The 26,515-nt window shown below is 69.1% G+C and carries 28 protein-coding genes; 12 read left to right on the top strand and 16 right to left on the bottom strand.

What is annotated here, in order from left to right:
* Window positions 1-8: 8 nt before the first annotated feature.
* Genes OZ403_RS31350 through OZ403_RS31335 form a run of 4 tightly spaced genes read right to left on the bottom strand, consistent with a single transcriptional unit; the run spans window position 9 to window position 2,831 of the window.
* On the bottom strand, window positions 9-617 hold the full coding sequence (locus OZ403_RS31350; RefSeq protein ID WP_268782471.1) for a CAP domain-containing protein: 609 nt from the start codon (window positions 615-617) through the stop codon (window positions 9-11).
* On the bottom strand, window positions 556-1,005 hold the full coding sequence (locus OZ403_RS31345; RefSeq protein ID WP_174258577.1) for a S41 family peptidase: 450 nt from the start codon (window positions 1,003-1,005) through the stop codon (window positions 556-558). The genes OZ403_RS31350 and OZ403_RS31345 overlap by 62 nt, the downstream gene beginning before the upstream one ends.
* A 19-nt stretch (window positions 1,006-1,024) precedes the next feature.
* Window positions 1,025-1,906 carry a phosphatase PAP2 family protein gene (locus OZ403_RS31340; protein ID WP_268782470.1) on the bottom strand — a complete coding sequence of 294 codons (882 nt, stop codon included), beginning with the start codon at window positions 1,904-1,906 and terminating at the stop codon, window positions 1,025-1,027.
* A complete protein-coding gene (locus OZ403_RS31335; protein WP_268782469.1) occupies window positions 1,899-2,831 on the bottom strand; it encodes a fatty acid desaturase family protein in 933 nt (310 codons plus the stop codon). Before OZ403_RS31335 ends, OZ403_RS31340 begins: the two co-directional genes overlap by 8 nt.
* A gap of 25 nt (window positions 2,832-2,856) precedes the next feature.
* Here OZ403_RS31335 and OZ403_RS31330 point away from each other — a divergent pair, with 25 nt between their 5' ends.
* The 3 genes from OZ403_RS31330 to OZ403_RS31320 are packed head-to-tail and all read left to right on the top strand — an operon-like array spanning window position 2,857 to window position 5,440.
* On the top strand, window positions 2,857-3,846 hold the full coding sequence (locus OZ403_RS31330) for a DUF3419 family protein (RefSeq protein WP_140856855.1): 990 nt from the start codon (window positions 2,857-2,859) through the stop codon (window positions 3,844-3,846).
* Window positions 3,843-4,763: a GNAT family N-acetyltransferase gene (locus OZ403_RS31325; protein WP_140856853.1), complete on the top strand. Its 921-nt coding sequence runs from the start codon at window positions 3,843-3,845 to the stop codon at window positions 4,761-4,763. Before OZ403_RS31330 ends, OZ403_RS31325 begins: the two co-directional genes overlap by 4 nt.
* Window positions 4,733-5,440, top strand: coding sequence for a TenA family transcriptional regulator (locus OZ403_RS31320; RefSeq protein ID WP_140856850.1), 708 nt, complete (start codon window positions 4,733-4,735; stop codon window positions 5,438-5,440). The genes OZ403_RS31325 and OZ403_RS31320 overlap by 31 nt, the downstream gene beginning before the upstream one ends.
* Here the strand turns inward: OZ403_RS31320 and OZ403_RS31315 are convergent.
* Together OZ403_RS31315 and OZ403_RS31310 are read right to left on the bottom strand one after the other, a co-directional pair.
* On the bottom strand, window positions 5,437-6,516 hold the full coding sequence (locus OZ403_RS31315; protein ID WP_140856848.1) for an aquaporin: 1,080 nt from the start codon (window positions 6,514-6,516) through the stop codon (window positions 5,437-5,439). The genes OZ403_RS31320 and OZ403_RS31315 overlap by 4 nt on opposite strands.
* Window positions 6,517-6,691: 175 nt before the next feature.
* A complete protein-coding gene (locus OZ403_RS31310) occupies window positions 6,692-7,990 on the bottom strand; it encodes a glycosyltransferase family 39 protein (RefSeq protein ID WP_328285555.1) in 1,299 nt (432 codons plus the stop codon).
* 199 nt (window positions 7,991-8,189) lie between these two features.
* Between OZ403_RS31310 and OZ403_RS31305 the strand changes: the two genes are divergently transcribed.
* Window positions 8,190-10,280, top strand: coding sequence for a thioredoxin domain-containing protein (locus tag OZ403_RS31305; RefSeq protein ID WP_140799773.1), 2,091 nt, complete (start codon window positions 8,190-8,192; stop codon window positions 10,278-10,280).
* Window positions 10,281-10,302: 22 nt separating this feature from the next.
* Here the strand turns inward: OZ403_RS31305 and OZ403_RS31300 are convergent, their stop codons facing one another.
* The 3 genes from OZ403_RS31300 to OZ403_RS31290 all read right to left on the bottom strand — a co-directional run bounded on the left by OZ403_RS31300 (window position 10,303) and on the right by OZ403_RS31290 (window position 13,324).
* Window positions 10,303-11,802 (bottom strand): transglutaminase-like domain-containing protein, encoded by a 1,500-nt coding sequence (locus OZ403_RS31300; protein ID WP_268782467.1) that lies wholly within the window; start codon window positions 11,800-11,802, stop codon window positions 10,303-10,305.
* A 63-nt stretch (window positions 11,803-11,865) separates the two neighbouring features.
* Window positions 11,866-12,333 carry a GNAT family N-acetyltransferase gene (locus tag OZ403_RS31295; protein ID WP_140794943.1) on the bottom strand — a complete coding sequence of 156 codons (468 nt, stop codon included), beginning with the start codon at window positions 12,331-12,333 and terminating at the stop codon, window positions 11,866-11,868.
* Complete coding sequence (locus tag OZ403_RS31290) at window positions 12,245-13,324, bottom strand: D-alanine--D-alanine ligase family protein (RefSeq protein WP_140796660.1); 1,080 nt, start codon at window positions 13,322-13,324, stop codon at window positions 12,245-12,247. The genes OZ403_RS31295 and OZ403_RS31290 overlap by 89 nt, the downstream gene beginning before the upstream one ends.
* A gap of 134 nt (window positions 13,325-13,458) precedes the next feature.
* On the opposite strand from OZ403_RS31290, the gene OZ403_RS31285 reads away from it, so the two are divergent.
* The gene (locus OZ403_RS31285; RefSeq protein WP_140794942.1) at window positions 13,459-14,754 is read left to right on the top strand and encodes an HD domain-containing protein; all 1,296 of its coding nucleotides are present in this window, start codon (window positions 13,459-13,461) and stop codon (window positions 14,752-14,754) included.
* Window positions 14,751-16,280, top strand: a complete 1,530-nt coding sequence (locus OZ403_RS31280) for an MBL fold metallo-hydrolase (RefSeq protein WP_268782466.1) — start codon at window positions 14,751-14,753, stop codon at window positions 16,278-16,280. The genes OZ403_RS31285 and OZ403_RS31280 overlap by 4 nt, the downstream gene beginning before the upstream one ends.
* Here OZ403_RS31280 and OZ403_RS31275 read toward each other — a convergent pair.
* From OZ403_RS31275 to OZ403_RS31245, 7 genes are all read right to left on the bottom strand, one after another.
* Window positions 16,277-16,957 (bottom strand): hypothetical protein, encoded by a 681-nt coding sequence (locus OZ403_RS31275; RefSeq protein WP_268782465.1) that lies wholly within the window; start codon window positions 16,955-16,957, stop codon window positions 16,277-16,279. The genes OZ403_RS31280 and OZ403_RS31275 overlap by 4 nt on opposite strands.
* A gap of 181 nt (window positions 16,958-17,138) precedes the next feature.
* On the bottom strand, window positions 17,139-17,903 hold the full coding sequence (locus OZ403_RS31270) for a GlsB/YeaQ/YmgE family stress response membrane protein (RefSeq protein ID WP_268782464.1): 765 nt from the start codon (window positions 17,901-17,903) through the stop codon (window positions 17,139-17,141).
* A gap of 37 nt (window positions 17,904-17,940) precedes the next feature.
* Complete coding sequence (locus OZ403_RS31265; protein WP_268782463.1) at window positions 17,941-19,800, bottom strand: cytochrome c/FTR1 family iron permease; 1,860 nt, start codon at window positions 19,798-19,800, stop codon at window positions 17,941-17,943.
* A 67-nt stretch (window positions 19,801-19,867) separates the two neighbouring features.
* Window positions 19,868-20,227, bottom strand: a complete 360-nt coding sequence (locus OZ403_RS31260) for a hypothetical protein (protein ID WP_140856835.1) — start codon at window positions 20,225-20,227, stop codon at window positions 19,868-19,870.
* A 97-nt stretch (window positions 20,228-20,324) separates the two neighbouring features.
* On the bottom strand, window positions 20,325-20,558 hold the full coding sequence (locus OZ403_RS31255; protein WP_268782462.1) for a hypothetical protein: 234 nt from the start codon (window positions 20,556-20,558) through the stop codon (window positions 20,325-20,327).
* 121 nt (window positions 20,559-20,679) lie between these two features.
* Window positions 20,680-21,159 (bottom strand): dihydrofolate reductase, encoded by a 480-nt coding sequence (locus OZ403_RS31250; protein WP_140877029.1) that lies wholly within the window; start codon window positions 21,157-21,159, stop codon window positions 20,680-20,682.
* Window positions 21,156-21,950: a thymidylate synthase gene (locus tag OZ403_RS31245; protein WP_268782461.1), complete on the bottom strand. Its 795-nt coding sequence runs from the start codon at window positions 21,948-21,950 to the stop codon at window positions 21,156-21,158. The genes OZ403_RS31250 and OZ403_RS31245 overlap by 4 nt, the downstream gene beginning before the upstream one ends.
* A 130-nt stretch (window positions 21,951-22,080) precedes the next feature.
* On the opposite strand from OZ403_RS31245, the gene OZ403_RS31240 reads away from it, so the two are divergent.
* The 6 genes from OZ403_RS31240 to OZ403_RS31215 all read left to right on the top strand — a co-directional run bounded on the left by OZ403_RS31240 (window position 22,081) and on the right by OZ403_RS31215 (window position 26,515).
* Window positions 22,081-22,641, top strand: a complete 561-nt coding sequence (locus tag OZ403_RS31240) for a cob(I)yrinic acid a,c-diamide adenosyltransferase (protein WP_140794933.1) — start codon at window positions 22,081-22,083, stop codon at window positions 22,639-22,641.
* Between the two features lie 13 nt (window positions 22,642-22,654).
* Complete coding sequence (gene queG / locus OZ403_RS31235; protein WP_268782460.1) at window positions 22,655-23,674, top strand: tRNA epoxyqueuosine(34) reductase QueG; 1,020 nt, start codon at window positions 22,655-22,657, stop codon at window positions 23,672-23,674.
* Entirely contained in the window at window positions 23,647-24,615 is a 969-nt protein-coding gene (locus OZ403_RS31230; protein WP_140856823.1) for a DMT family transporter, read from the top strand. Before queG ends, OZ403_RS31230 begins: the two co-directional genes overlap by 28 nt.
* Window positions 24,616-24,696: 81 nt before the next feature.
* Entirely contained in the window at window positions 24,697-25,464 is a 768-nt protein-coding gene (locus tag OZ403_RS31225; protein ID WP_268782459.1) for a 2OG-Fe(II) oxygenase, read from the top strand.
* 9 nt (window positions 25,465-25,473) lie between these two features.
* On the top strand, window positions 25,474-26,127 hold the full coding sequence (gene alkB, locus OZ403_RS31220; protein ID WP_268782458.1) for a DNA oxidative demethylase AlkB: 654 nt from the start codon (window positions 25,474-25,476) through the stop codon (window positions 26,125-26,127).
* Window positions 26,128-26,239: 112 nt separating this feature from the next.
* Entirely contained in the window at window positions 26,240-26,515 is a 276-nt protein-coding gene (locus OZ403_RS31215; RefSeq protein WP_268782457.1) for a hypothetical protein, read from the top strand.

The following is a 26,515-nucleotide window of genomic DNA, read 5'->3' as shown; positions in this document are numbered from 1 at the left end:
TCCCGGTGTTACTGCCGGCCGAAGGCCTGCGTCCAGTAGTGCCGGTACGTGCTGCTCGGCGCGTTGAAGTAGCCGACGCCCATCTCCAGCAGCGCCGGGTTCATGATGTTGTTGCAGTGCCCGGTGCTGGTCATCCAGCCATTCACCACGGCCAGGGCCGTGGAGTAGCCGGCCGCGACGTTCTCCGCGGCGTTGCGGTACGTGTAGCCCGCCCAGTTCATCCGCTGCCAGGGCGTGGAGCCGTCCGAGCCCGTGTGGCTCATGAAGTTGTTGGTGCCCATGTCCTTGGAGTGCTTGCGCGCCGCACACCGCAGCTGGGCGTTGTTGCTGAGTGGGGGCGCGGGAGGCTTGGCCACGCCGCCACAGACGGCTCCGGCGGCGCGGTGCTCGTTGACGAGCACGAGCACCTGGTCTTCCAGGGCCACCCACGCGGAATTCCACGTCGTCACGTCGTCGCAGTACGCGGCGGCAGTGACGGTGGCGGACCTTCCCTGCGTCTCCGCTGAGGGGATGATGACGCCTTCACCGGCGGGTGTCTCAGGGGTGGTCTCCGGCTCACCACAGCCGGTGAACATCGCGGCACCCAGGACAGCGACAGCAAGAAAACGTGAGTTCATGACTGCTCCTTTCCACGGGGTGTGGAGCGCCATCCTGCCGCTGCACACGCCCGCATCGAAAGGCGCCGCTCGCACTCACTCCGGCAAGCGCCTGCTCGCGTGCTTGGAGCACGTCGATGGCCTTCAAAAGCGCTGCGTCTCTGCCCGTCGCGAAGTCTTCCGTGGTGGGCACAATCTCTTCATCCGGGACAATTCCCACGCCATGGAATGTGGGGCGGTCGGGACGAAGAACTTCCATCCCGGTGTACATGAACCGGAAGCCGTCCGGGAGCACCAGCTTGGTGATGTTGCCGTTGGTGCCCGCGCTGCGCTGCCCCACCACCCGGACGCGGTTCGCGCCGACCAGCATGGTGGAGAAGTTCTCCTGAGAGGATTTGAAATCTTTCACGGGCGGGGCGTCTGGCCAATCACTGTCCTGCCTGGGCCAGGTTCGATAGCGCCGTCCGCGCCTCCCAGCGCGCCTGGAGCCGGGGGAAGCAGGCGCGAAACACCATGAACCACACGGCGCCCGCCAGCAGGTCCACGGCATAGTGATAACGCAGCACCAGCGTGGACATGAGGATGGCCACGGCGACGGGCACCATCAGACGGAATCGCCACGGGTGCTGACGCCGGTCGTGTTCGAGCAGCACCAGCGTGATGTACGTGTGCAGGCTGGGGAAGAGGTCGTAGGTGGACGAGCCACTCGCCACGACGGCGGCATTCAGTTGTGTGAACCAGCCACCTTCAATGGGGAGGGTGAACAGCTCCGGCCAGGCGGCCACGGGCCCGATGGCGGGCATCAGGTAGTAGCCGGCGATGCCCGGGACATAGGCGGAGAAGACGTCGATGAAGAAGCGCTCCGCCCGCGCACGCGGCCCCACCAGCGCCCAGGCCATGGCGAGGTGCAGGTAGCCGTGGAACGCCAGATAGCTGGCACTGAAGAACTCGTTGACCCAGGGCGTGCTCCACCGCTGGAGCCATGCGGCCGGGGTGATGCCGAACAGGAACACGTCAGCGGACAGGAGCCACGCGTCACGCGTCACAAGCCCCAGCGCGGGGACGGCCTGCTTCACGGAGGCATAGAAGAAGAACGTCGCGAGGTAGGCGAGCAGCAGCCGTGCCCGGAAGACATGGGCCACTGCGTCCAGTCGCGCCAGCAGCGCCACGCTGCCCATGAACATCACCGTGCCGCCAACCGCTTGCACGGTGACGGCCGCGGAGACTCCCGCGACGAACACCAGCGCCGTCGAGAGGGTGATGCCGAACGCCGCCAGCAGGACTTCGTGCGGGTACAGCCGCTCAGGCATCGGGCGTGGCAGGTTTCGCCCCTCGGATGAGCGAACCGGAGAGGACGCCGCGCACGAACGAGAAGTAGGACGGGATGAAGGGGGCCCCCTGCGCGACGAGGTCCGCGCGCAGCGTCCGGTGCAGGTCGGGCAGATTGTACCAGGGCACGCGGGGATACAGGTGGTGCTCCAGGTGGTAGTTCTCGTTGCACATGAAGAAGCGCGTCACCGGGTTCGACAGGATGGTCCGGGAGCCTCGGACCGGGTGCGTGCTCTCTGGCAGGAAGGTGTGCTGGCTCATGCCCCGGACGTTGACCAGGGTGTTGAGGAGGAGCATCGGAATCGCCCATGCATGGAGCAGCACCTGTCCGGGGATGAAGATGACCGCGGCCGTCAGGCCCGCGACGGCCAGCGCCACCTCGAACAGCACCCATCGCCGCTCGGCGGCCGTCCCCTGCCGCCAGCCCAGGATGGGAATCATCGTGATGTACGCGGGGTAACCGAGCAGCAGCCGGCCCACATGCATCAACAGCTCCAGCCAGCGCCGACCCGTGTAGTTGGCGTAGTGGTCCGGGTCCTTCCCGCCGCCCAGGTCGGCATGGTGCTTCAGGTGCAGCACCTTGTAGGCCGCGTAGTTCTGCAACACCGGGAGCGCGCAGGCGATGCCACCCAGCCGGTTCAACCAGGGCCGCCGCGCGAGGCCACCGTGGACGGCCTCGTGGGTGAACAGGCTGATGCCATGCAACGACGCCGCGGCGATGAGGTACAGCGGGGCGCGAGCGAGCCAGTCTGTCCAGGCCGCGTCCCGCGCCGCGAGCACCACGGACAGCGCCGCCGCGCCCAGGTAGAACAGGAGGAACACGGCGAGCCGCGGAACGTGCCGCGCATCGACCTGCTCCAATTCACGCAACTGCGAAGGGGTGAGGGATTCTGTCGCGAGCGGCATGGGGGTTCCGAGGTAGAACCATGCCATGGAACCTGGCTTGGTTTCGACGCCGCCCCTTCGCTTGAAGTTCGCCGTTGTCCGGGAGGATGCCGCGCTGGAACTGGCGCTCGTCGAGCGCACGCGGGCACGGGCCGTGCTCACGGTGGCCTCGGGAGGTTGCACACTCCTCACCCTGGCGCGGCGCCATCCAGCGCTCGAACTGGTGGGCTTCGATTTCAACCCGCGTCAGCTCGCGCATGTCCGGGAGAAGGCGGAGGGGCTCGGTCGCCTTCCGCTGGCGCGCTACAGCGTGGAAGAGGAGGACACCACGGCTCTGAATCAGCGCGGCGAATTCGAGGGGCTCTTCCGCACGCTCCGCCGGTTCATCGAGGAGTTCGTCGCGCCCGCGCATGAACTCGCCGCCTTCTTCGCGCCGGCCACCACGGCCTCACAACGCCGGGAGGCCTGTGCCCGCTGGTTCGCTTCGCGCTACTGGCCCGTGGCCTTCGAGCTGGCCCTGGCGGCGCCGCTGCTGAACACCATGTTCGGTCCCGCGGCGACACAACATGCCGAGCCCGGCTCGTATCCTGGCTATTTCCAGGCGGTCTTCGAACGCGGGCTCCAGCGCGAGGATGCGCCTCGAAATCCCTTCCTCCAGCACGTGCTGCTCGGCAGGTACCTGCGTGAGGATGCCCCCGAGTATCTCCGGGCCGAAGGCCCGCTGGCGCTGACGCTCGTCCAGGGCTCGTTGCCGGATGTGCCGCGCCTGGACCGCTTCGACGTCATCTCGCTCTCCAACATCTTCGACTGGTCGGAAGACGCGCTGGTGGCGGAGTGGGCAGGTTTGCTCGCGCGTGAGGCGCGGCCCGGTTGCGCCGTCCTCATCCGTCAGCTCAACAACCGCCGGGACCTTCGCCGCTTCTTCCAGCCTGCCTTCGAGTTCGATGACGCGCTCGGCGCGGAGTTGCTTGCCAGGGACAGGAGCCTGTTCTACGAGCGCATCGAGGTCGGCTTCCGCGTGCCAGACAGCCCATGAGTGACGTGCGCTTCATCGTTGCCCGGCCCGACTCGCTCGGGCCCTACGTCGAGCGGCTGCGCCTGCTGGAGCGTGAAATCCTCTATCCGCTCGCGGATGGGGCCGACCACTTCTTCATCGACCATGGGCCCGGGTACCACCCGTTCTTCTCCTCCATGGGAGAGGCGTACTTCCTGCTGGCGCTCCGTGGCGACGACTTGCTCGGTTCCGTGACGGGGGTCTTGCGTCCGGTGTGGCACGGGTCGCGGAAGGTGGACGCGCTCTACATCTGCGACCTCAAGCTGGCGAAGCACGCGCGGGGCTCCGGGCTCTCCACGAAGCTCCTGCTTCAGGGCCTCAAGCACCTCTTCCTCATTCCCCCGCTGCGCCGGATTCGTTTCCTCTACGGCGCGGCCATGCGCGGCGCCCAGGGCGACGTGATGCGCATCGCCCGAGGCTGGAACCCGCTGCGCATGGGACGTCCGGCGAGCCGGCTCGCGCTCTACTTCGTACCGCCCTCGCGGCTCAAGGCGTTGGATACCCGGCGTGCGCCCCCGCGTCCCACGGGAGCGGGGCTTCGCCTGGGACCCGCGCCCGCCAGGACGCTGGAAGGGGCGGGGTGGTGCACCACGGCGGGGGCCAAGGACCTTCAGCGGCTGTCCACGGGACGCCCGTGGCCGCTGGTCCACCTGGCGGCACCGCCCGAAGCCTGGACGCACGGCTGGGGCGAGTACCTTCGTACCTGCGGTGTGGAGTTGGCGGCGCGCGGGGGCGAGGCGCTCACCTGTTTCAGCATCGACGAGCGGCTGGAGGACCATGTCCGCTGGCTGCGTGAGGTGGGCATCGCCCAGGATTCGGTGTGCACCGTCTATTCTCTCGACCTCTCCTTTCCAGTCAGAGCGCCAGCATGGGTGCACCTTCCCTCGTCCGAAATCTGAAGCTGCGTCAGTACATCGCCGGACTCAAGGCGGCGTGGAACGCGTTGGACGCGCCCTACCTGTGTGCGCTGAGAGACGGCACCTTCGCGCGGGAGGACTTCGTCGAGACGCAGCTCCAGTTCTTCTCCGCGGTGGCGCACTTCTCCAGGCCCATGGCGATGCTCGTCAGCCGTCTGCCACATCCCAACCAGCGGTTGCCGCTGGTGGAGAACATCTTCGACGAGCACGGCCGCGGCACGTTGGCTCACGGCCACGAACGCACGTTCCACTTGCTCCTCGCGCGCCTGGGAGTTGAGACGGCTCGCGCGGAGCGACATGGGGCATGGCCGGAGGTGCGTGCCTTCAACGTCGCACTCACGGGCATCGCCGCGTTCGAGGGGCCGCTCACCGGGCTGGCCGTGTTCGGCATCATCGAGGACCTGTTCAGTGGCATCTCCCTGGAGCTGGGACGCGGCATCGTCGCGCGGGGCTGGCTCCAGCATGGCGAGGTGGTGCACTACCCCACGCACGCGGACCTCGACGAGGAGCACGCGGAAGGCTTCTACCGGCAGCTCGATGTGCCCTACGAGACGGAGGCGGGGGCGGCCGAGATTGAGCAGGGCCTGGCGCTGGGCGGGCACCTCTTCCTGGGCCTGTACGACGGCCTGTTCCGGGCGCGTCACCGCCGGCTGGCTTAGGGCCGCGGCCCGCCCGGACCTTCCCGCGCCGCGTCGCCGACAGCGTAGAGCCGCAGCCATCCCCGGTTTCGGAGGAGTTGGTGGATGGGGGCTCGGAGCTCCGCGCGGAGCCGGGGTTCCTCGGTGGTCACCGCGTCGGCGGAGACTGGCAGTTGCCAGGAGACACCGCCGAGCTGCGATGGCACGGGGGATTCTCCCGCGAGCACCAGCCGGATGATGAGCGGTGGCAGGTCCGTGTCCTCGCTGGCGCGCCATTGCGCCGTGGCCCGTGCGCGCTGGGGCGAGGCCAGGTGGTTGAAGATGCCCACGGCCTGTTGCGCGACCTCCGGCTGTGAGCATTCGAAGACGATGGACCAGACGCGGGCCTGCTTCATTCGCGGCGCCCGCTGCAACCAGCGGAAGAGCAGCACCGCGAGCGCGGCGCCCAGCAACTGCGCGGCGATGATGGACTCCACATCCATGGGGTGCATGGCGCTGGGGCGGGTGCTGAACGCCCGGGCGAGGATGAGCGCCGGATTCGCCAGGGCACGGGAGTCGGTGAACCAGACGGTGGCGGCCAGATAGCCGGCGACCACCAGAGGAATCGCAGCGGGGCGATTCCGCACGCAGCCGCGCACCATGACGAGCAACCCGAAGGTGGACACCAGCTCCGTGACGAACTGCGCCGAGCTGGCCGCGGGCTCACGCGCGGCGACGAGCATCGGTTCATGGCACATGACGTGGGCCACCAACCGGCCCGCGACGGCGCCTCCCACCTGGGCCAGCACGTACAGGGGAACGTCACGCCACGGGGTGCCGTCTTCGAGCGCATCCGCGAAGGTGAGCGCGGGATTGAAGTGCGCGCCCGTGAGCGGCTGAAGCACGAAGGCCAGGCATGCCAGTACCGCGCCCGCCGCCAGGGACATGAAGAGACGTCCATCCGTGGCGCTCACGCCCAGGTGCTCGGCGCCGTGGTGGGCACCCTCCAGGGCCACCACGAGCAGGCCACACCCTAGCGCCTCCACCACGAGCCGCCGGGAGCGGTTCATCCGGGCCACGTCATCCGGCGCGGCAGGGGATTGGAATGCGTGCGTCACGGCAAGCCCCTCCTGGAAGCAGGTCCGCGGGCCCCTGGGAGAGACCGGCTCCACCAACGCACCTGGAGCCGGCAACCTATGGCTCACCCGTGGCACCGTCAAAGGCAGGGGACCAGACTGCCCGTCGGTGAACAAGGCCCGTTGGCTGGGACACGGAGGTTCCCGGAGTCGACGCTCAGGGCTTGCGCGCTCGCAGCCGCCACACCTGGAAGGTGTGCAACCGGCGTCCACGGAAGTCGCCGAAGAGCTCCACGGGGCCTTCCAGCGCGGTGAAGCGAGAGGCCAGGTCCTCGGGAGGCTGAGGCCCGCCCTCGCTCACCCACAGCACGTCGTGTCCGGGCGTCACGTCCGGGGCGGACCAGAGGTCGTACTGACTGAAGCGGGCCGGAGCCCCTGTCTTCGTGAGCCGCCGCGCGTAGTAGGCCACCTGGGACGCCAGTTGGTAGTTGGGCGCATACACGGCGGCCACGCCGTCGGGCGACAGGTCCGGGAACAGCCGCTGCGCTGTGGCCAGCTCGCGCAGCACGCTCCATCCGTGCGTCCGCCATAGCGCCGTATCCCGGCGGAAGTGGAGCAAGGGGAAGAGCAGGTGCGAGCCCATCACCAGCACCACCGCCAGCCCGCTGAACGCCGCCGCGCGCTGCCAGAGCGGCCGCATGCCCGCCACGCCCACGCAGGCCGCGATGTACGCCGCGGACGGCCAGTTGGCCTCCCCCCTTGTGCGCAGCGACGCGTAGCCGAAGAAGAGCAGGGGGACGCAGGCCGTCATGCGCAGCAGGAAGTGCTCGCGCGGACCGCGCACGCCGTACACCAGCGCGAGGGGAAAGAGCACCGGTCCTCCCAGGGCGAGCTGGCCCGCGAGGAACTCGCCGAAGGTGTGCCAGCTGCTGCGCCAATCGCGTCCCAGGCCATGGCTGAGCTGGAAGGCGAAGCCCACCCAGTCATGGCCCGCGTTCCAGAACACCACCGGCGCGAAGACGGCGCCCGCCAGCGTCGCCGTGCGCCACGCGCCCCAGGGCATGCGCCGCGCTCGCACCGCGGTGATGAGGAACGCCACGCCCAGCAGCACGGCCGGGTACTTCGACAGCAGGGCGCACCCTCCAACCAGTCCCGCCAGGATCCATCGCTCCCGCCACAGGGCCCACAGGGTCAGCGTCCAGAACAGGAGCAGGGGGGAGTCAGGCGTGGGCCATACGCCCGCCACGGCGCCCGCGGGGACGGCGCTCCACAGCGCCGCCGCTCGCCAGGCTGTCGCCGTGTCACCATGGACGTCGCGTGCCAGCCGCCACACCGCGGCCACCGTCCCCACGCCGCACAGCATCGCCGTGCCCTCGATGCCCAGCAGGGCGATGTGCCATGCCACCAAGGGTGGGTGGTCGAAGTAGCCCCAGTCGAGCTTGCGGGCCCATTGCCAGTAATAGGCGGTGTCGAAGTAGACATCCGTGCCCAGCACCAGGGCGAGCCGCGCCCCCATCGCCACGCCGAGCAGCGCCACGCAGGTCTTCAGACTGAGTCCCGTCGAGGCGGGACGTTGGACGGCGGGAGACGGCGGAGACACGGTGGCGACCTACTCCGTCCGCCCCTCTGTTGACCACCATCCCTCCAGTGCTTTCGGCTTGCCCGCCCTCACGCAGGTTCGTATCTCGACAGCAATTCCTCTTCCTGGAGTCCCGATGGCCACGCCCCCTCCGTCAGCTGACACTTCCAATCGTCTGGCCCGGGAACCCTCTCCGTATCTGCGCCAACACGCACACAACCCCGTGGACTGGTTTCCCTGGGGGGAAGAGGCGCTCGCGAAGGCGAAGGCGGAGAACAAGCCCATCCTGCTGTCCGTGGGCTACTCCGCCTGTCACTGGTGCCACGTCATGGCGCACGAGTCGTTCGAGTCACCCGAGACGGCCCGGCTGATGAACGAGGGTTTCATCAACATCAAGGTGGACCGCGAGGAGCGGCCAGACCTGGACCAGATTTATCAAGGCGTGGTGCAGCTCATGGGGCAGGGGGGCGGCTGGCCGCTCACGGTGTTCCTCACGCCAGACCTGAAGCCCTTCTACGGCGGCACCTACTTCCCGCCGCAGGACCGCTATGGCCGCCCGGGCTTCCCCCGGCTGCTGATGGCGCTGCGGGACGCGTGGGAGAACAAGCAGGACGAGGTGCAGCGGCAGTCGGCCCAGTTCGAGGAGGGGCTCGGGGAGCTGGCCACCTACGGGCTGGAGGCCGCGCCCGCCGTGCTGACGGCGGCGGACGTGGTGGGCATGGGCCAGCGCATGGCGAAGCAGGTGGACGCGGTCCACGGAGGCTTCGGCGGCGCGCCCAAGTTCCCCAACCCGATGAACTTCGCGCTGATGCTGCGCGCATGGCGAAGAGGCGGGGGCGCGCCGTTGAAGGACGCGGTGTTCCTGACGTTGGAGCGCATGGCCCTGGGCGGCATCTATGACCAGCTGGGAGGCGGCTTCCACCGGTACTCGGTGGACGAGCGCTGGCTGGTGCCCCACTTCGAGAAGATGCTCTACGACAACGCGCAGCTCCTGCACCTCTACGCGCAGGCGCAGCAGGTGGAGCCGCGCCCGCTGTGGCGCAAGGTGGTGGAGGAGACGGTGGCCTACGTGCGCCGCGAGATGACCGACGTGGGTGGCGGCTTCTACGCGGCGCAAGACGCTGACAGCGAGGGCGAGGAGGGGAAGTTCTTCGTCTGGCGCCCGGAGGAGGTCCGCGCGGCCTTGCCGGAAGGGCAGGCGGAGCTGGTGCTGCGCCACTTCGGCATCAAGCCCGGCGGCAACTTCGAGCACGGCGCCACGGTGCTGGAGGTGGTGGTGCCCGTGTCGGAGCTGGCGCGGGAGCGCGGCGTCTCCGAAGACGCCGTGGAGCGCGAGCTGGCCGCGGCGAAGCAGACGCTCTTCGACGTGCGGGAGCGGCGGGTGAAGCCGGGCCGGGATGACAAGCTGCTGTCGGGATGGAACGGGCTCATGATTCGCGGGCTCGCGTTGGCCTCACGTGTCTTCGGCAAGCCGGAGTGGGCGAAGTGGGCGGCGGACGCCGCGGACTTCGTGCTGGAGAAGGCGTGGGACGGGACGCGGCTGGCGCGCTCGTACCAGGAGGGACAGGCGCGCATCGACGGCTTCCTGGAAGACTACGGCGACCTGGCCTCGGGCCTCACCGCGCTCTACCAGGCCACCTTCGACGTGAAGTACCTGGAGGCGGCGGACGCGCTGGTGCGCCGGGCCGTGGACCTCTTCTGGGATTCGGAGAAGGCGGCGTACCTCACCGCGCCCCGGGGACAGAAGGACCTGGTGGTGGCGACGTATGGCCTCTTCGACAACGCCTTCCCGTCCGGCGCCTCCACGCTGACGGAGGCGCAGGTGGAGCTGGCGGCGCTCACGGGTGACAAGCAGCACCTGGAGCTGCCGGAGCGCTACGTGGCGCGGATGCACGACGGGCTCGTGCGAAACGCCATGGGCTACGGCTACCTGGGCCTGGCGGCGGATGCGCTGCTGGAGGGCGCGGCGTCCGTCACCGTCGCGGGCGCGTCCGACGACGTGGCGCCGCTGCGGGCCGCCATGGACCGTGCCTTCGCGCCCACGGTGGCGCTGGCCTGGAAGGCACCCGGGCAGCCCGTGCCTGCGTTGCTGCAAGGGACTTTCGAAGGACGTGAGCCCGTGAAGGGACGGGCCGCCGCCTACCTGTGCCGGGGCTTCGTCTGCGAGCTGCCCGTCACCGAGCCGGACGTGTTGGCCCAGCGGCTGGCGGCGCTCACCGGCCCCTGAGCAGGGGCCGGCGCGGCCTGCGTTACTTGACGGCCGTCACCTTCAGCGCGCCGATGAGCGGCGTGATTTCGGCGTTGCCTTCCTTGCCGAAGGCGAAGTGGGTCGCGTCCGCCACCACCTGGTTGAAGGTGGGGTCCAGTTGGGTCCACTCGCCCACGAAGGCCTCCACCCATTCGTGCCAGTAGAGGGCGGGCACGCCGTCCTGGTTCACCATGTAGATGACGCCGTCCACGCGCCGGGCGGGCACTCCCGCCGCGCGCAGCAGCGCCACCGACAGGAGCGAGTGCTCCGTGCAGTCGCCCTTCTTCTGGCTCAGCACGTCCGTGGCCCGGTCCGCGCTGGCGCCGTAGTCCTTCTCCAGGTTGGAGTACACCCAGGTGTTCACCTTCTGGGCGATGCGGTACGCGTCCTTCTCCGTCCCCACAAGCTGCTTCGCCAGCTCGCGGATGGCCGGCGCTTCGCTCTCCACGACGAGGGTGGACTTGAGATTCTCTCCGCCCTCCGGGTCCTTCAGCGGCAGGGGCTTGCGCGCCTTGGGCGCGGCGGCGGACAGCGTCACTTCCACGCTGCCGTCCGGCTGCGGCTTGAACTGCTGGCGGTACGTCTGCTCCTGGAACTTCGCGGGCAGGCCCTGCACCACCAGCGTGACGTTGCCGGGCACGGTGCGCGCGGACTCGGGCAGCGGCTTGGGCAGCACCACGCGGGTGAGGCCGAAGACTTCCACCAGGTCCAGCCGCTTCGCGACGGCCTCCGTCTCCTTCCGGGCCTGCATCGTCGTGCCGTAGTCCACCAGCACCATCTCCCCGCGCTGGGTGATGTACGAGACGACGGGGACCTTCTCCTTCTCCGACACGGTGACGGCCTTGCCCAGCTTCACCTGCACGCCGTTGATGGTCCGCTGCTCCTCGGGCTCCACGGTGGTGGAGAGGCCGTAGGACTCCAGGTCCATTCCATCCAACGAGAAGCCCGTCACCTTCGCCTTGCGCAGCAGCGCCACACGCGGCGGGTCGGCGTCCTCCACTCGCTCCTTCGTCGGCGGCAGCTTGGGCAGCGTCTCGTCGGGGCGGCCCGGGCGCTTGCGCACCACCTGGAAGCCGTTCGCGGTGGCCGTGCCCTCCAGCGTCTGCGTGCCGCCATCACCCGTCTGCTTCACGACGAAGGACAGCAGGCGCCCACTGGGCTTCGCCTCGTAGATGCGCTCCTCGTCATGCATGCGCTCCGACACGCGCGAGCCCACCATGGCCTTGAAGACGAGCTGGTTGGTCGTCTTCACCCGTGCGGGCTGGCCCGGCAGGACTTCCAGGTCGGTGAAGAGCCAGCCGACCTTCTTGTCCATGAGGTACAGGCCGAAGTACTCGCCGCCCTTGGGCCGGGCGGCCTTCACCACGTCGGAGACGGGAGCCTGGGTGGCAGCGGCCTTGGCCGCCGGGGCGGGCGCCCTCGCGAGCGCGGACGGTGCGCCCACCAGCAGGGCGCACAGGGGCACGAGGGCCAGCAAGGTCGGTCGGTGCGTGCGAGTCATCGTGCCCCTTCTAACGAGGGAAGGGGCCGTTGTCTTCACCCGCCCGGCCTGGCGGCGCGGGGACTACAGCCGCTTGGTGAGGATGATGAGGTCGTCCCCCACCTTGTAGAAGTCCCGGATGCGGGCCTCCTCGCCGTACTTCATGGAGGCGTAGAAGCCGCGCGTGGGGCCGTAGGCCTCGGTGGCGCTCGTCTCCACGCGGATGAGGCGTCCGTTGCGGCGGCGCAGGTCGCCCTCCATGGCGGAGACCAGCGCCGCGCCTACGCCCTGACCGCGAACTTCCGGTGCGGACGCAATCCAGTACAAGTCATAGGTGTCCTCCGTCATCGGCGTGGGGCCGTAGCAGACGTAGCCCACGAGCTCGCCGCCGCGGTCCGCGACGATGATGGCGTAGTCCGTGTTGCCCGGCGTGAGCGTGGTGTTCGCCAGCTCGATGGCGACCTCAACCTCCTGCGGCGAGAAGGTTTCGATCTTTCGAATCAGGGCGGCGATTGGCGCCCGATCCTTTTCTTCGATGGGACGGATGTCCATGTGCTCTCTCGAGCGCGACCTCCACGAGCCGGGACGCCAGGGCCGGATAGTCCATTCCGGCGGCCAGGGCGGCCTTGGCGAACCCCGCGCTCGGATGAAGGTCGCAGTTGGGGTTGATGTCGATGACGTAGGGCACGCCCTCCGGGGATACCCGGAGGTCGACCCGTCCATAGTCCTGACAGTCCAGTGCTGCAAAGGCTTCCAGCGCAACCTGCACGCAACGGGACTCCAGGTTCGCGTCCAGCCGGCACAATCCGCTGGTGGTGTCCCGATACTCCGCCGACGCCGCCTCCCACTTGGCGTTGTAGGAGACGATGTTGGGTCTGTCCTCGAACGTACGACCGAAGACGATTTCCGTCAGGGGCAGCGCCTGGCGCGGCCGGTTGCCGAGTAGCGGCACATAGATTTCCCGCCCGGGGATGAACTGCTCCACCAGGGCCGGCTGATGAAACTCGCGGAGCACCGCGTCACAGGCGCGGACCAGCGCGGCGCGCTCGTGCACCACGGACTCCGACGTCACGCCCATGCTGGCGTCTTCGCGCGCGGGCTTGACGATGAGCGGCCAGGGCAGGTCCACCGCCAGCGCATCCTCCAGTCGCTCCACCACGCGGAAGGGCGGGGTGGACACGCCGCGCGCGGCGAGGACTTCCTTCGCCTTGGGCTTGTGCAGCGCCAGGCCCAGGGACAGCGCGCTCGAGCCCGTGTAGGCCAGCCCCAGCGCGTCCAGCAGGCAGGGGACGGCCATCTCGCCCCGGCTGTCGGCCGCCAACGATTCGCAGAGGTTGACGACCAGGTCCGGCTGGCGCCGGCGCAGGGTGTCCACGAAGTCGAACCGGTCACCTTCGATGGCGAGCGGTTCGACCAGGGTATCGCCCCGGTTGAGGGCGTCCGCCATGGAGGAGACGACACGGACCACATCCTCCCGGGCCTCCCGCCCAGGGTCGTCCTCGAGGAGGTCGTGGTCGCGGTTGTGCAGCAGGATGATGTGCATTCGGTGGTGCGGGAGGGTTACCACGTCCCCTGCCTCCATCACAGTCCACACGCGAGGTCGGCTGCCCCCCGGAAAGGTTCGCGGTACGTTTGATGACCTCCCGAGGGGGTATCCAGGAGTATGGAAAGGGAATCATGCGCATCCGTGACCCCATCCACGGCACCATCCCGGTCAGCGACCCCGAGAAGGCCGTCATCGACAGCCGGCACTACCAGCGGCTGCGATATGTCCGACAGCTTGGCTTCGGGGACCTAGCCTTTCCCGGGGCCACGCACACGCGCCACATCCATTCCCTGGGCGCCATGCATGTCGCCTCGCGCGTGTTCGGCGCGGTGGCTGCTCGCTCATCGCTGCCGGAGGACGTGCGGGAGCGCTTCTGCGCGGCGGTGCGTCTGGCGGTCCTCTGCCATGACCTGGGGCACATGCCGCTGTCGCATGCCTCGGAGCGCATCGCTCCGAAGCGCTCGCTCCTGCGCCTGCCATCCTGGCTGGACGGCACCGCGGAGGGCGAGCTGGCCACGCACGAGGACTACACGGCGAAAATCCTCCTCGACAGCTCGCTGACGCCCATCATCGAGAAGCACTTCGGCGGCATGGGGATTACGCCCATGGCGGCGGTGGCGCTGGTGTCGGGAGCGAAGCCGCCGAAGGACCCGGGCTTCACGCACCAGGGCGTGGACTGGACGCCGCTGCTACGCGCCATCGTCTCCGGCGAGCTGGACGCGGACCGCATGGACTACCTGCTGCGCGACTCCTTCTACACAGGAGTCAACTATGGCCGGTACGACATGGATTGGATTGTCAGCAACCTCAATCCCGCGATGAAGGACGGGCGGGCCTACCTCGCCCTCAGCCGGGCGGCGGCCTTCGCCTTCGAGGACTTCCTCCTCAGCCGCTATCACATGTTCGTGTCGGTGTACCTGCACCACACCTCGGTGAACTTCGACTACATGCTGCGGCGCTACTACGAGGAGTCGCCCGGCGAGTTCGAGATTCCTTCGGATCCGGAAGAGTTCCTGCTCTGTGACGATTCGGCGCTCTGGTACACGCTGCGCCGCTCCAAGAATCCGTGGGCCCAGCGCATCAGCCGGCGGCAGGGCTACAAGCTGCTGGCGCAGTTCACGGAGCGGGACACGGGCTACGACCTGGACGTGCTGCGCAGCGCGCTGGTGTCCCACAAGTTCGACCACTACGTCGTCGAGTCCCAGAACGTGCTCAGCAAGTACACCTCCGGGCCGTCTGGCCGTGGGCCGAGCCTGTACATCATCGACGCCTCCACCGGCCGGCTGACCGAGGTGGCGCGCTACACGCCGCTGTACCAACGCTACAGTGGCGCGGTGCGGCTCGTCCGGCTGTACGTCCGGCCAGACCAGGCGGACAAGGCACATGCGTTGATGGGCCGGGTACTTGGCCAGGCGGTGGAATCATGAGCGAGCGTCTTCCCAGTCTGGGCCTGGGCCTGGACCTGCTGACCCACAGTCCGGTGGAGGCCCGCCCTTCTTCCGTGGCGCTGCTGTACCGGCGCGCGGGGGAGGGCGTGGAGGTCTTCTGGGTGAAGCGCGGCAAGGCGCTTCGCTTCGCGGGCGGCTTCTATGCCTTTCCCGGAGGCAAGCTGGACGTGGCGGACGCGGACGTTCCGGTGGCGGGCGCCAGCGGGGAGGAGGCGGCGCTGCGCTCGGCCGCGGCGCGCGAGCTCTTCGAGGAGACGGGTGTACTAGTGGCCAGCGGCGCCGAGGCGCTGTCCGCCGCGAAGGTGGAGTCGCTGCGCAAGGCGCTCCTGGACGGGACGCTGGGGTGGGGCGCTTTGTTGAAGGCGGAGGGGTTGTCGCTGAACGCGGATGACTTCCGGGCCGCGGGCCGGTGGGTGACGCCGCCGTCGTTGCCCGTGCGCTTCGATACGCGCTTCTACCTGGTGGAGATGCCCGCCCACGCGCGCGCGGAGTGGTGGCCCGGCGAGCTCGCGGAGGGCGCCTGGGTGAAGCCCGCTGATGCCCTGGCGCGGTGGGGAGATGGCACGGCGCTGCTGCACCCGCCCGCGGTGCATGCCTTCCAGGTGCTGGGCGCCTTCACGGATGCGTCCGACGTCCTGGCGCGCCTGGCGACGCCTCCGTTCTGCCCGGGTTACGTCTCGCAGCGCATCGAATTCCAGCAGGGCGTGCGCGTGGTGGCGCTGGAGACGCCCACGCTGCCGCCGGCCGCGCATACCAACGCGTATGTGCTGGGCAACGGCGAGCTGCTCATCGTGGACCCGGGCGCCGCGGACGTGAAGCAGTACGCGAAGCTGCTGTCGCTGGTGTCCGGCCTGAAGGCGGAGGGGCTGCGGCCAGTGGCGGTGGTGCTCACCCACCATCACGGTGACCACGTGGGCGGCGCGCGCGCGGTGAAGGAGCGCCTGGGCATCCCGCTGTGGTGCCATGCGCGCACGGCGGACCGGCTGGACTTCCCCGTGGAGCGGTTGCTCGAGGATGGCGACGTGCTGGAGCTGGCGGGTGCGGTTCCGCAGCGCTGGCGCGTGTTGCACACGCCGGGGCATGCGCAGGGGCACGTGTGCCTCGTGGACGAGCGCAGCCGCTCGGCGGTGGTGGGGGACATGGTGGCCGGCGTGGGGACCATCGTCATCGACCCGCCGGAAGGGCACATGCGGGACTACCTGTCTCAGCTCGCGCGGCTGCGGGACTGGCCCGTGAGCACGCTGTACCCGGCGCACGGCTCGCCGATTCCGGACGGGCCCGCGAAGCTCCAGGAGTACCTGGACCACCGGGCGGCGCGGGAGGCGCTCATCCTCCAGTCCGTGCCACCCAACGGCGCCACGCTGGCGCAGGTGGTGTCCCTGGCCTACGCGGACACGCCGCCGCTGATGCACCCCATCGCGGAGCGCAGCGCGCTGGCCACCCTGGAGAAGCTGGTGGAGGAGGGCCTCGTGCGTGAGGAGTCGCTCCAGTACTTCCGCGCCTAGAAGCGGCCGGCGAGTCCGAGCGCCCCTCCTCCCGGGGCCAGGCTCACCGTGGGCACCATCTCCACGGGGCGCTCCTGCTGGCGTCGCCGCTCGTAGGCGCCATGGGGCAGCTCGAACGCGAGGATGGACGTCGCCACGGGTACGGCGAAGGTGGCGGTGAGGACCGCCCAGGACGCTTCGTCCGACAGCGCCACGACGGTCAATGGCGCGGCCGTTCCCACCAGTCCGCCCAGCAGCGTGGGCAGGAATCCGCCGCGTGCATCCATCAGCGAGCCTCCCAGGTACACGCCTGACGCCGCGCCGAGCCCCATCCCAATCGAAGCGCTGATGAGGCTGAGGTTCCTCCCGGAGCGGCACTCGCTGTAGCCGCAGGACACCCGGTCCGACACGAGGACACCTCCGAGGAAGGTCACCGCGAGGCTGGAGGCGCCAATCAGCGCGCCGCCCACCGTTTCGCCCACGAGGCGCGCGCCCAGCGGAAACGGCGCATCCTGGGACGGATGCAACTGGGGAGAGACCGGTGGCCTGGAGGCCGGTGATGGCCGATCCACCACGGGCCGTTGCCGCGCGGGCGTCACGGGCTCTGGCATCCGCGGTGCGTCATCCGTTGGCTGGGCGAGCGCGAGGGCGGGCAGCAGGAGCGTCAGCAGGATGGGGCGATTCGGATGGGAGAGCATGGGCGCTGATGCTCGTAGTGAGAGCACGGCGCGGGCTCGGATGCCATCGCCTCCGTGATGGGTTTCGCGCTGAACGGACGGCGCGGGTCGGGTGCGAGTCCCGTGGTGTGCTGTTTGGAAATGTCGGGGGTTTTGGGCGGCGCTTTCAACCGGTCATCGCAACAGCCCGGGGGGCTTTGCCTCAGAATCTTCCGGCGAGGCCCAGGCGCGGCCCGCGTTCGCCCATCCCGGCGACGGGGACCACATGGAACGTGCTCGGGGCCTTGCGGGTGAGCGCGGGGCGCTCTTCTCCCGGCGATGACAGCTCATAGCCCGCGACGGCGCCCACCACGGGAAGCAGCAGCAGGAACACCGCTCCGCCGGGTTCGTTGTCTCCGATGCCCAGCAGCGCGGAGCCGATCAGCGCGCCACCCCAGCCCACGAGGCTGCCCCCCGCGGTGGCGAGGAAGGTGCCCTGGCCGCCCATGAGCTTGCCGCCCATCCACGTCCCAGCGGGGATTCCCACCACCACGCCGGTGATGCCACCGACGCCCGCGACGATGCCGCACTCGTCGCAGCCCACCGTGGACGCACCCACGATGAATCCGGTGAGCATTCCCACGGAGCCCGCGATGATGCCGCCACCGGCGCCGGCCAGGAACTCCACCGCCACCCTTGGCACGGGGTCCGCGGGGCGGGCGTGGGCCTTGCTGGGAAGGGCCTGTTCGTTGACGGAGGTCGTGCCTTCCGTCTCCTGACTCGGGCGGGAGTCGTCCCCGGCGTCTTCATCGCGGCGCGTCGGCGCGTCCCAGCCGCCGGGGGCTGGAACCAGGGGCGGCGGCGTCAGCTCGGAGGCGGGCGCCCGGGCGGGCTCGCTCGCGGGGGGCTCCTGCGCCCAGGCGGCGTTCTGGCCCGAGGAGAGGACCAGCATGGCCAACCCGATGGAGTGCGCTCGCGAAACCTTCACCTGGGACACGCTACCGCAACGACGGGCGCGCGTCGCCCTAACCCGCGGAGGCCTCGGAAACAGGCTGGGCACGGCCCTTTCGGCGGAGCAGGACAAGGGCCAGAGGAATGCCGCCCAGCAGGAGCTGGGGAACGAGCGAGAGCGCGTCCGGATAGATGCCCAGCATGTCCACGGTGATGAAGGGGAAGGGCAGGGGCTCGAGCGGCAGCGCACCGACTTCCTGCAGCGAGTGCAGGCCCTTGCCCAGCAGCATCACCGCGGTGAGGACCAGGATGACGGTGGATGCGTTGAAGAGCGTCTTCATCGGCAGGCGGTAACCCAGCCGGTTGATGAAGAGGACCATCACCGCCATGGCCACCGCGCCCGCGAGCGCGCCCCAGGCCACGCCCTCCGGCGAGTCCAGCGCGAGCCCCTGGAGGAAGATGGCCGTCTCGAAGCTCTCGCGCAGCACGGCGGTGAAGGCGATGAGGAACAGGCCCAGCATGCTGCCGCGGCCCAGCGCGCCCTGCATCTTCTCGCGCAGCTCGCCCATGAATTGGCTGATGTTGGAGCGGGCGTTGAGCCACATCGCCGCGTACAGCAGCATGGCCACCGCCACGAGCGCGGCGATGCCTTCCATCCACTCGCGCTGGGCACCGGCCAGCAGGTGGCGGCCGAGCACGTAGGACAGCGCACCGACAATCAGCGCGGAAACCCATCCGAAGTGCACCACGCGGGCGTGCTCGGTGGCCTTCATCTTCCGCAGCGCGGCCAGCAGCGCCGCGACGATGATGGTCGCCTCGAAGCCCTCGCGCAGCAGGATGAGCAGCGTCAGCCACATCGTGGACAGCAGGCTCGCGGTGGTGCCCGAGTCACGCCGCGCCTGGTCCAGCAGCGCCAGCAGCTCACGGCCTTCGTCCTGGAGGTGCGGGCTGCCGCGCTCCGCCGCCATGCGGGCCTTGAGGAATCCCTGCTCGATTTTCAGCGTCAGCGCCGAGTCGCGCGCGCTGAGCTTGGGCTCCACCGGCTCCACGCCGTTGAGGTAGCCGTCCAGCAGGGCCGCCTTCGCGCCCGCGATGTCACCCGCGGCGCCCAGGCGCATGGCCTGCTGCACGTTCTCCCGGGCGGCGAGCAGCGAGCGCTCCTCGTCCGCGTCCAGCATCTTCCGGCGCAGACAGGCGAGGTTCTCCTGGCCGAACTCCTTCACCAGGTCCGCGTCGGTGGCGTTGGCGAGCCGCTCCAGGGAGACGCGCGGCGGCGTGCCCTCGCACTCGGGCAGGCGCATGGTGAAGACGTAGAAGGCCAGCGACCAGCGCTCCTCCTCGGACAGGGTGGGGTAGGCCGGCATCGCGGTGCCCGGCACACCAAAGCTGGTGGTGTTGAATGCCTTGTACGGCGTGAGGCCTTCCATCAGCTCCGCGTCCTGGAAGTTGGCGGGCGCCGGCTCCATGTTGGCGGCGATGGCCACGTTCGCGCTGCCGTCGGCGCCATGGCACGCGGCGCAGTTGGTGGCGAACAGTGACTGGCCCAGCGCCAGGTCCGGCGGGCGGCGTGGGCTGCGGGCCAACCCTCCGGCCGTGACGAGGTTCTCCACCAGCTCACCGCAGTCGCGGCTGACGCCGTCAGGGTCCTCGCCCTTGTCCACGCGGGCCTGGATGTCCTGTACGCGCGGCAGGAAGGCCGCGGCGGCGGGACCCAGGCCGCGCGCCGCGTCCACCGCCTCCGCCGCGAAGCTCTTCTGCTCCGCCAACTCGAACGCGGACTGCGACTCGATGGCGAGCGGATAGTCCGCCTCCAGGTACTGGAGGATGCCGATGAGCCGGTGCCACGTGCGTTCCTCGGAGGCGCCGTCGTCCGCGCGGGACGCGATAGGCAGGGCAAGCAGGAGGAACAGCAGCAGCGAGGCGGCGCGAGTCATGCCACCCCCTCTACCAGCGGGGTGGTGACCTTTCAATCTTGCGAGGCAACTTCAAAATCAGCCGACATCAGGTCGCGCCCACGTCGGACAGGCCCGTGGGTCCAATCGTCTCCACGACCTGGAGCGAGCCCACGCGGAGTGAGTCCACCTGCCAGTCGTCACCCCGCAGCTTGCCAATGGACAGCGCTCGGATGGCCAGGGTGCCGATGCTGAGCGCGCCGATGGCGAGCGCTCCCAGCGCGGTGGCTCCCACGGCCAGGGCGGGCAGGGCCCGAGGCCGCGGCCTCAGCCGGTAGCGCAGCAAGGGAGCAAGCCGGAGGCTGGCCACGAGCGCGGCCACGTTGGACGCCGTGAGTACGGCGGCGCTGGAGAGGGCCGCGGTCCGCCACGGCACTTCGATGGGACGAGAGAGGAGGGTGGTCTGCATCCCGTGGAGGTGTGCATGGCGTCGGGAGGTGCCACGCATCAGGACGGGAGGCCCCCGGTCGGATGGATGGCCGGGCGCCTCGTGCTTCGCCTTCGAGCTACTCGATGACGATGTCGCAGTACTGCGGGAAGCGGTTGCACGGGTAGCAGGTGCCATCGGGGCCGCCCACGCAGACCTCGTTGGCGGCACAGCGCCCCTGCAGGTCACACCGGCGCAGCTCCTGCTCGGCGCTGCCCGTTTCGTCCACGGGGGCCTCCTCCACGGGGCCACCACAGGCCAGCATCACCGCCGCCGCAACCAATCCAAGTCCTCGCATCCACGTCTTGTGCATCCGGAGCTCCTTGGGACTGACGGGTGAGGTCTGGATTGTGCGCTTAACGTTTGAAGGAGGGAATGTGGGCGCGCGCCCTCGCCCGGGCATGCATGTAGACGCCGCCGGGCGAAGGGGTGCGTCAGCGCTCGTAGGTGAGGAAGATATGGGGTGGCTCGGCGTCGGGATGTGCTTCCTCTTCGACGCATGTCCAGCCCGACAGGTCCACGTCGGGAAACCAGGTGTCGCCAGGGAAGTCCCGGGCGATGCGCGTGAGGTAGAGGCGCCGCACGCGGTCCATCGTCTGGGCGTAGAGGTCCGCGCCTCCGGCGATGAAGACCTCCGAGTCACCGCTGGCTTCCGCCACGGAGAGCGCTTCGTCCACGGAGTGCGCCACCTGGACGCCCGGGGGCGCGAAGTCACGCTGGCGGGTGACGACGATGAAGGTGCGGCCCGGCAGCGGGCGGCCGATGGACTCGTACGTCTTGCGCCCCATCACCAGGGTGTGGCCCATGGTGATGCGCTTGAAGCGCGCGAGGTCCGCAGGCAGCCGCCACGGGAGCTGGTTGCCGGCGCCGATGACACGGTTCGCCGCCATGGCGACGATGGCGGACAGCTTCATACGGCCACGGGCGCCTTGATGGCGGGGTGCGGGTCGTAGCCTTCGAGCGTGAAGTCCTCGTACTTGAAGGCGAAGAGGTCCGTCACCTCGGGGTTGATGCGCATGCGAGGCAGGGCGCGCGGCTCGCGCGACAGTTGCGTCTTCGCCTGCTCGACGTGGTTCAGGTACAGGTGCGCGTCACCCACGGTGTGGATGAACTCGTGCGCCTGCAGCCCCGTCACCTGCGCCACCATCATCGTCAGCAATGAGTACGAGGCGATGTTGAAGGGCAGCCCCAGGAAGAGGTCCGCGCTGCGCTGATAGAGCTGGCAGGACAGCCGCCCGTTGGCCACGTAGAACTGGAAGAGGACGTGGCAGGGCGGCAGCTTCATGGACGGCAGGTCCGCCACGTTCCACGCGCTGATGATGTGGCGGCGCGAGTCGGGGTTCTTCTTCAGCCCCTCCACCAGCGCCTTCATCTGGTCGATGTGCCCACCATCGGGCGCCGTCCACGAGCGCCACTGGTGCCCGTACACGGGGCCGAGGCTGCCGTCGGCGTTGGCCCATTCGTCCCAGATGGTGACGCCCTGGGCCTGGAGCGTGCGCACGTTGGTGTCCCCCGCGAGCATCCACAGCAGCTCATGGAGGATGGACTTCGTGTGCACCTTCTTCGTGGTGAGGAGCGGGAAGCCTTGCGTGAGGTCGAACCGGAGCTGGGGTCCGAAGACGCTGAGCGTCCCCGTGCCGGTCCGGTCGCCCTTCTTCACCCCGTGGTGCAGGACGTGGTCGAGCAGGGACAGATAGGGCTGCATGGGGCCATGTACGATCGCGCCCCGCCTGGATACAAGGGGCTCGTGCCAGCGGTGAACTCCGTACAGGGCTGTACGTCGTGGTGCGGCTTCTCATGGACGCCAGTCGTCACGCACCGTTAGAAGCCGGGGCATGAAACTCTATACGAAGACGGGTGATGCGGGAGAGACCGGTCTGTTCGGTGGCGGACGCGTCTCGAAGGACGACGTGCGTGTGGACGCGTATGGGGAAGTGGACGAGCTGAACGCGACCCTCGGCCTTGTGCGGAGCTTCGAGGGGCCCACGGATGTGGACGCGCTGCTCCACCGGCTCCAGGACCAGCTCTTCACGGTGGGCGCGGTGCTGGCCACGCCCGAAGGCACCAAGGCGTCGGCGCACATTCCCGAGCTGAAGCCTGAGTGGGCCGAGGACATGGAGCGCGCCATCGATGGCTTCGAGGCGGAGCTGCCGCAGATGACCCACTTCATCCTGCCTGGAGGCACGCGGGCCGCGAGCGCACTGCACCTGGCGCGTACCGTCTGCCGCCGCGCCGAGCGCCGCACGGTGCCGCTGTTGCGCGAAGGGAAGATTCCGCAGGCGGTGGTCGTCTATCTCAACAGGCTCTCCGACCTGCTCTTCGTCCTGGCGCGCGTGGTCAACCACCGGGCGAGCGTGGAAGACGTGAAGTGGATTCCGGCGAAGCCCTCCAAGTAGTCGGACGCGCCCCGTGAACGTGCTGCCCACCGCCCATCTGCGTGACCTCGCCAGCTCGGTTGGCTTCGACCTGGTGGGGTTCGCCCGCGCCGAGCCCATTCCACCCGACTTCCTGATGTCGTGGGTGGCGGCGGGCTACGCGGCGGACATGGACTGGATGGGCGAGCGGGCCGCCGAGCGGCTGGACGTCTCGCTCCTGCTGCCGGGCGCGAAGACGGTCATCTCCTTCGCGAACAACTACTGGCGCGACGACGCGGAGACGGTGGACTCCCCCATCGCGCGTTATGCCCGCGGACGCGACTACCACTCCACGCTGCGCGACCGGATGAAGGCGTTCCGCAAGGCGCTCAACGTGATGTACCCGGGGCTGGGCACCTACGGCGGCGTGGACAGTGGCCCGCTGATGGAGAAGGTGTGGGCGGCGCGCGCGGGGCTCGGCTACGTGGGGAAGAATGGCTGCTTCATCACCGAGCCCTATGGCTCGTGGGTGCTGCTGGCCACGCTCGTGGTGGATGCCGAGGTCGACGACTATGGCAACGGCCCGGCGGCGGACCGGTGTGGTGCGTGCCGCCGCTGCCTCATGTCCTGCCCCACGGGCGCGCTGGTGGGCAACGGGCGCGTGGACGCGCGCGCGTGCCTGTCCTACCAGACCATCGAGAACCGCGAGCAGCAGGTGCCGGAGGCGTTCCGGTTCAAGTTCGACAACCTGATTTTCGGCTGCGACATCTGCCAGCAGGTGTGTCCGCTGAACCGCCGTCCGGTGTTCGCAGAGCACCCGCGCTTCGCGCCCCGGGCGGTGGCGGAGTTGGGCGTGCGCGAGCTCGCGGGACTCACCGTGGAACAGTATGAGCACCTAATACCTGGCACCGCGCTGGCGCGCGCACGCTACGACGGGCTGCGCCGCAACGCCGTGTATGCGTTGGGTGTGGCGAAGCAGGCGGACGCGAAACCGTTACTGGAAAAGCTCAGCGGCGATTCGAGCGAATTGGTACGTACCGCCGCGCAATGGGCGCTCCTTCAGCTCGACCCCTGACGTCCACCTCTCCGCAGTCATTGGGCCCTGTCTACGCCGGGCTCATCCTCCAGGTCCTCATCAGCGCGGGAACGTACCTGGCGGGCAAGCGCGCGATGGCGGAGCTGGCGCCGCTCACGGTGGTGTTGTGGCGTTTCGTGTTGAGTGGCTCGGTGTTCGTGCTGCTGCTGTGTTTCCTGCCCGGGCCCCGGCTGCCGCCGCGCAACGAGTGGGGGCGGGTGCTGCTGCTGGGCCTGCTGGCGGGGCCGGTGAACCAGGTGTTCTTCTTCTATGGCCTGTCCCAGTCGACGGCGGCGCACGCGGCGCTGCTCTACGCGCTGACGCCGCTGGGCGTGTACCTGCTCAGCCTGGGACGGGGCCATGAGCGGGCCTCGCTCCGGGCGATGGGAGGCATCATCACGGCGTTCGCGGGCGTGGTGGTGTTGCTGTTGGGGCGCGGGCTGGCGGATGCGAGCGGCTCGTTGATGGGAGACCTGCTCATCCTGGGCGCGGTGATGTCGTGGGTGGTGTACACGACGGAGGGCAAGCCGTTCGTCGCCATCCACGGACCGATTCGCGCGACGTCGTGGAGCATGGTGGCCTCCACGTTCATGATGCTGCTGATGGCGCCGTTCTTCGCGAAGCCGGAGGCGGTGCTCGCGGCGAGCCCCGCGGCCCGTTACTCCATCGTCTACCTGAGCCTGCTCACGTCGGTGGTGGCGTATCTGCTCTGGTATTTCGCGCTGTCGAGGGTGCCGGCGTCGAAGGTGGCCGTGTTCTCCAACCTCCAGCCCGCGGCGACCGCGCTGGCCGCCTGGGCCATCCTGGACGAGGCGCTGCACTGGGAGATTGCGGTGGGCGGCGTGCTCGTGCTCCTGGGCGTGCGACTGACGCAGGCGGCGCACGTCCGGTCGCCCGCCGTGGCGCCCGCGCCTTCGCAGGCCTCGCCGCGCATCGGGTAGCAAGACTCGGAGTGCCGTGCCTGCCTTCGCCCTTTAGCGTCCAGTCATGGCCGCAAGGTTTCCTGGAGGGAGGCAGACACCGTGTCCACGCAGAAGGTGACGGCGCGAAAGGCCCGTTCGTCCAGCGCCGCAGGTTCCGTGAATCATGTCCCGGAGCGGGTGGCCGATGTCGACTGGGCACGAGTCTCGGAGGAGTTGGACGCGCGAGGTTGCGCGACGTTGGAGCGGCTCGTCACGCCGGCCGAGTGTGATGCCCTGACGGCGCTGTATCCGGAAGACGCCGTGTTCCGCGGCCGCGTGGTGATGGCGCGCCACGGCTTCGGGCGGGGCGAGTACAAGTACTTCGAGTACCCGCTGCCGGACGTGGTCACCGGGCTGCGCGAGGCGCTGTACCCCCGGCTCGCGCCGATTGCGAACCGCTGGAACACGGCCATGGGCATCGAGGTGCGGTACCCGGAGGCGCATGGGGCGTACCTCGAACGCTGCCACGCGGCGGGGCAGGTGCGGCCGACGCCGCTGCTGTTGCGGTACGAGACGGACGACTACAACTGCCTGCACCAGGACCTCTATGGAGAGCATGTCTTCCCGCTCCAGGTGGCGATTCTGTTGTCAGAGCCCGGACGGGACTTCACGGGAGGCGAGTTCGTCCTCTCCGAGCAGCGTCCGCGCATGCAGTCGCGGGCGGAAGTGGTTCCGCTGCGCCAGGGAGACGCGGTGGTGTTCGCCGTCCACCACCGCCCGGTGCAGGGCACGCGAGGCGTGTACCGCGTCAACCTCCGGCATGGCGTCAGCCGCATCCGCTCGGGACAGCGCCACACAGTCGGCGTCATCTTCCATGATGCGGCTTGAGGCGCGCGAATGACGATGGACTTGTTCGACGGCCTGGGTGGCACGGGTCCTCGCGAGGAATCGCTGGGCCCGGGTGCCATGGTGCTTCGAGGCTTCGTGCTGGCTCACGACGCGGAGTTGCTGAGCGCGGTCGAGGATGTCGCGCTCGCTTCACCCTTCCGCCACATGGAGACGCCGGGCGGCTTCCGCATGTCGGTGGCGATGACGAGCTGCGGTTCGTGGGGCTGGGTGACGGACCGGACGGGGTATCGCTACGACGCGGTGGACCCGGTGCGGGGGCAGCCCTGGCCGCAGATGCCGGCGGTCTTCCCGCGGCTCGCGCAGTTGGCCGCCGCGAAGGCCGGCTTCGAAGGGTTCATCCCTGATGCGTGCCTGGTGAATCGCTACGAGCCCGGTGCGAAGATGTCGCTGCACCAGGACAAGGACGAGCGTGATTTCACCGCGCCCATCGTCTCCGTTTCACTGGGGCTCCCGGCGGTCTTCCTCTTCGGTGGCGCGGAGCGAGCGGACAGGCCGGCGCGAGTACGGTTGAGCCATGGCGACGTGGTCGTCTGGGGCGGGCCAGCCCGCCTGCGCTACCACGGCGTCACGCCGCTCAAGCCGGGCCACCATCCGCAGGTGGGTGGGCATCGCATCAACCTGACGTTCCGGAAGGCGCGTTGATGTCCGGAGCAGGGCTGGGGCCTCCCTGTGCTTCAGTCTCGCGATGAGGACGGGCCTTGATGGGCCGCCGGTTGGACAGGGTGGACGGCGGTGAACGCCGTAGAATGCGTCCATGCTTCGTCCGGGTGAGGACCTGCTTCAGGTGGAAAAGCGGCTGTGGCTTTTGTCCGCGCCGACCGGGCAAGGCATCTACGACTTCGCCTTCGACCGCTTCTTCGCATGCCGCCGTCCGTACGTGCTGCCTGAGTCCATGGAGGTCGTGGCCAGGGCCGGCGTCTGGAACGACTACGCCGAGCGCTACCGCGAGTTGGCGGAAGCGGGCATCCTTTCCCCGTTCGCGCTCTGGCAGGCCATCCTGGACGTCGAGCGCGGAACCGGAGCGGCCTAG

It is taken from the genome of Myxococcus sp. NMCA1 (assembly GCF_026810205.1).
GTDB classification, from domain to species: Bacteria; Myxococcota; Myxococcia; order Myxococcales; family Myxococcaceae; genus Myxococcus; species Myxococcus xanthus_A.
The sequence above is the reverse complement of the archived record's forward strand: the minus strand, read 5'-3'. Positions and strand labels throughout refer to the sequence as shown.

Coding starts and splice junctions, on each gene's coding strand:
- OZ403_RS31350 (WP_268782471.1), bottom strand. CDS start 617: ATGAACTCACGTTTTCTTGCTGTCGCTGTCCTGGGTGCCGCGATGTTC.
- OZ403_RS31340 (WP_268782470.1), bottom strand. CDS start 1,906: ATGCCTGAGCGGCTGTACCCGCACGAAGTCCTGCTGGCGGCGTTCGGC.
- OZ403_RS31335 (WP_268782469.1), bottom strand. CDS start 2,831: ATGCCGCTCGCGACAGAATCCCTCACCCCTTCGCAGTTGCGTGAATTG.
- OZ403_RS31330 (WP_140856855.1), top strand. CDS start 2,857: ATGGAACCTGGCTTGGTTTCGACGCCGCCCCTTCGCTTGAAGTTCGCC.
- OZ403_RS31325 (WP_140856853.1), top strand. CDS start 3,843: ATGAGTGACGTGCGCTTCATCGTTGCCCGGCCCGACTCGCTCGGGCCC.
- OZ403_RS31320 (WP_140856850.1), top strand. CDS start 4,733: ATGGGTGCACCTTCCCTCGTCCGAAATCTGAAGCTGCGTCAGTACATC.
- OZ403_RS31310 (WP_328285555.1), bottom strand. CDS start 7,990: ATGGGGGCGCGGCTCGCCCTGGTGCTGGGCACGGATGTCTACTTCGAC.
- OZ403_RS31305 (WP_140799773.1), top strand. CDS start 8,190: ATGGCCACGCCCCCTCCGTCAGCTGACACTTCCAATCGTCTGGCCCGG.
- OZ403_RS31300 (WP_268782467.1), bottom strand. CDS start 11,802: ATGACTCGCACGCACCGACCGACCTTGCTGGCCCTCGTGCCCCTGTGC.
- OZ403_RS31295 (WP_140794943.1), bottom strand. CDS start 12,333: ATGGACATCCGTCCCATCGAAGAAAAGGATCGGGCGCCAATCGCCGCC.
- OZ403_RS31290 (WP_140796660.1), bottom strand. CDS start 13,324: ATGCACATCATCCTGCTGCACAACCGCGACCACGACCTCCTCGAGGAC.
- OZ403_RS31285 (WP_140794942.1), top strand. CDS start 13,459: ATGCGCATCCGTGACCCCATCCACGGCACCATCCCGGTCAGCGACCCC.
- OZ403_RS31280 (WP_268782466.1), top strand. CDS start 14,751: ATGAGCGAGCGTCTTCCCAGTCTGGGCCTGGGCCTGGACCTGCTGACC.
- OZ403_RS31275 (WP_268782465.1), bottom strand. CDS start 16,957: ATGCTCTCCCATCCGAATCGCCCCATCCTGCTGACGCTCCTGCTGCCC.
- OZ403_RS31265 (WP_268782463.1), bottom strand. CDS start 19,800: ATGACTCGCGCCGCCTCGCTGCTGCTGTTCCTCCTGCTTGCCCTGCCT.
- OZ403_RS31260 (WP_140856835.1), bottom strand. CDS start 20,227: ATGCAGACCACCCTCCTCTCTCGTCCCATCGAAGTGCCGTGGCGGACC.
- OZ403_RS31255 (WP_268782462.1), bottom strand. CDS start 20,558: ATGCACAAGACGTGGATGCGAGGACTTGGATTGGTTGCGGCGGCGGTG.
- OZ403_RS31250 (WP_140877029.1), bottom strand. CDS start 21,159: ATGAAGCTGTCCGCCATCGTCGCCATGGCGGCGAACCGTGTCATCGGC.
- OZ403_RS31245 (WP_268782461.1), bottom strand. CDS start 21,950: ATGCAGCCCTATCTGTCCCTGCTCGACCACGTCCTGCACCACGGGGTG.
- OZ403_RS31240 (WP_140794933.1), top strand. CDS start 22,081: ATGAAACTCTATACGAAGACGGGTGATGCGGGAGAGACCGGTCTGTTC.
- OZ403_RS31230 (WP_140856823.1), top strand. CDS start 23,647: ATGGGCGCTCCTTCAGCTCGACCCCTGACGTCCACCTCTCCGCAGTCA.
- alkB (WP_268782458.1), top strand. CDS start 25,474: ATGACGATGGACTTGTTCGACGGCCTGGGTGGCACGGGTCCTCGCGAG.
- OZ403_RS31215 (WP_268782457.1), top strand. CDS start 26,240: ATGCTTCGTCCGGGTGAGGACCTGCTTCAGGTGGAAAAGCGGCTGTGG.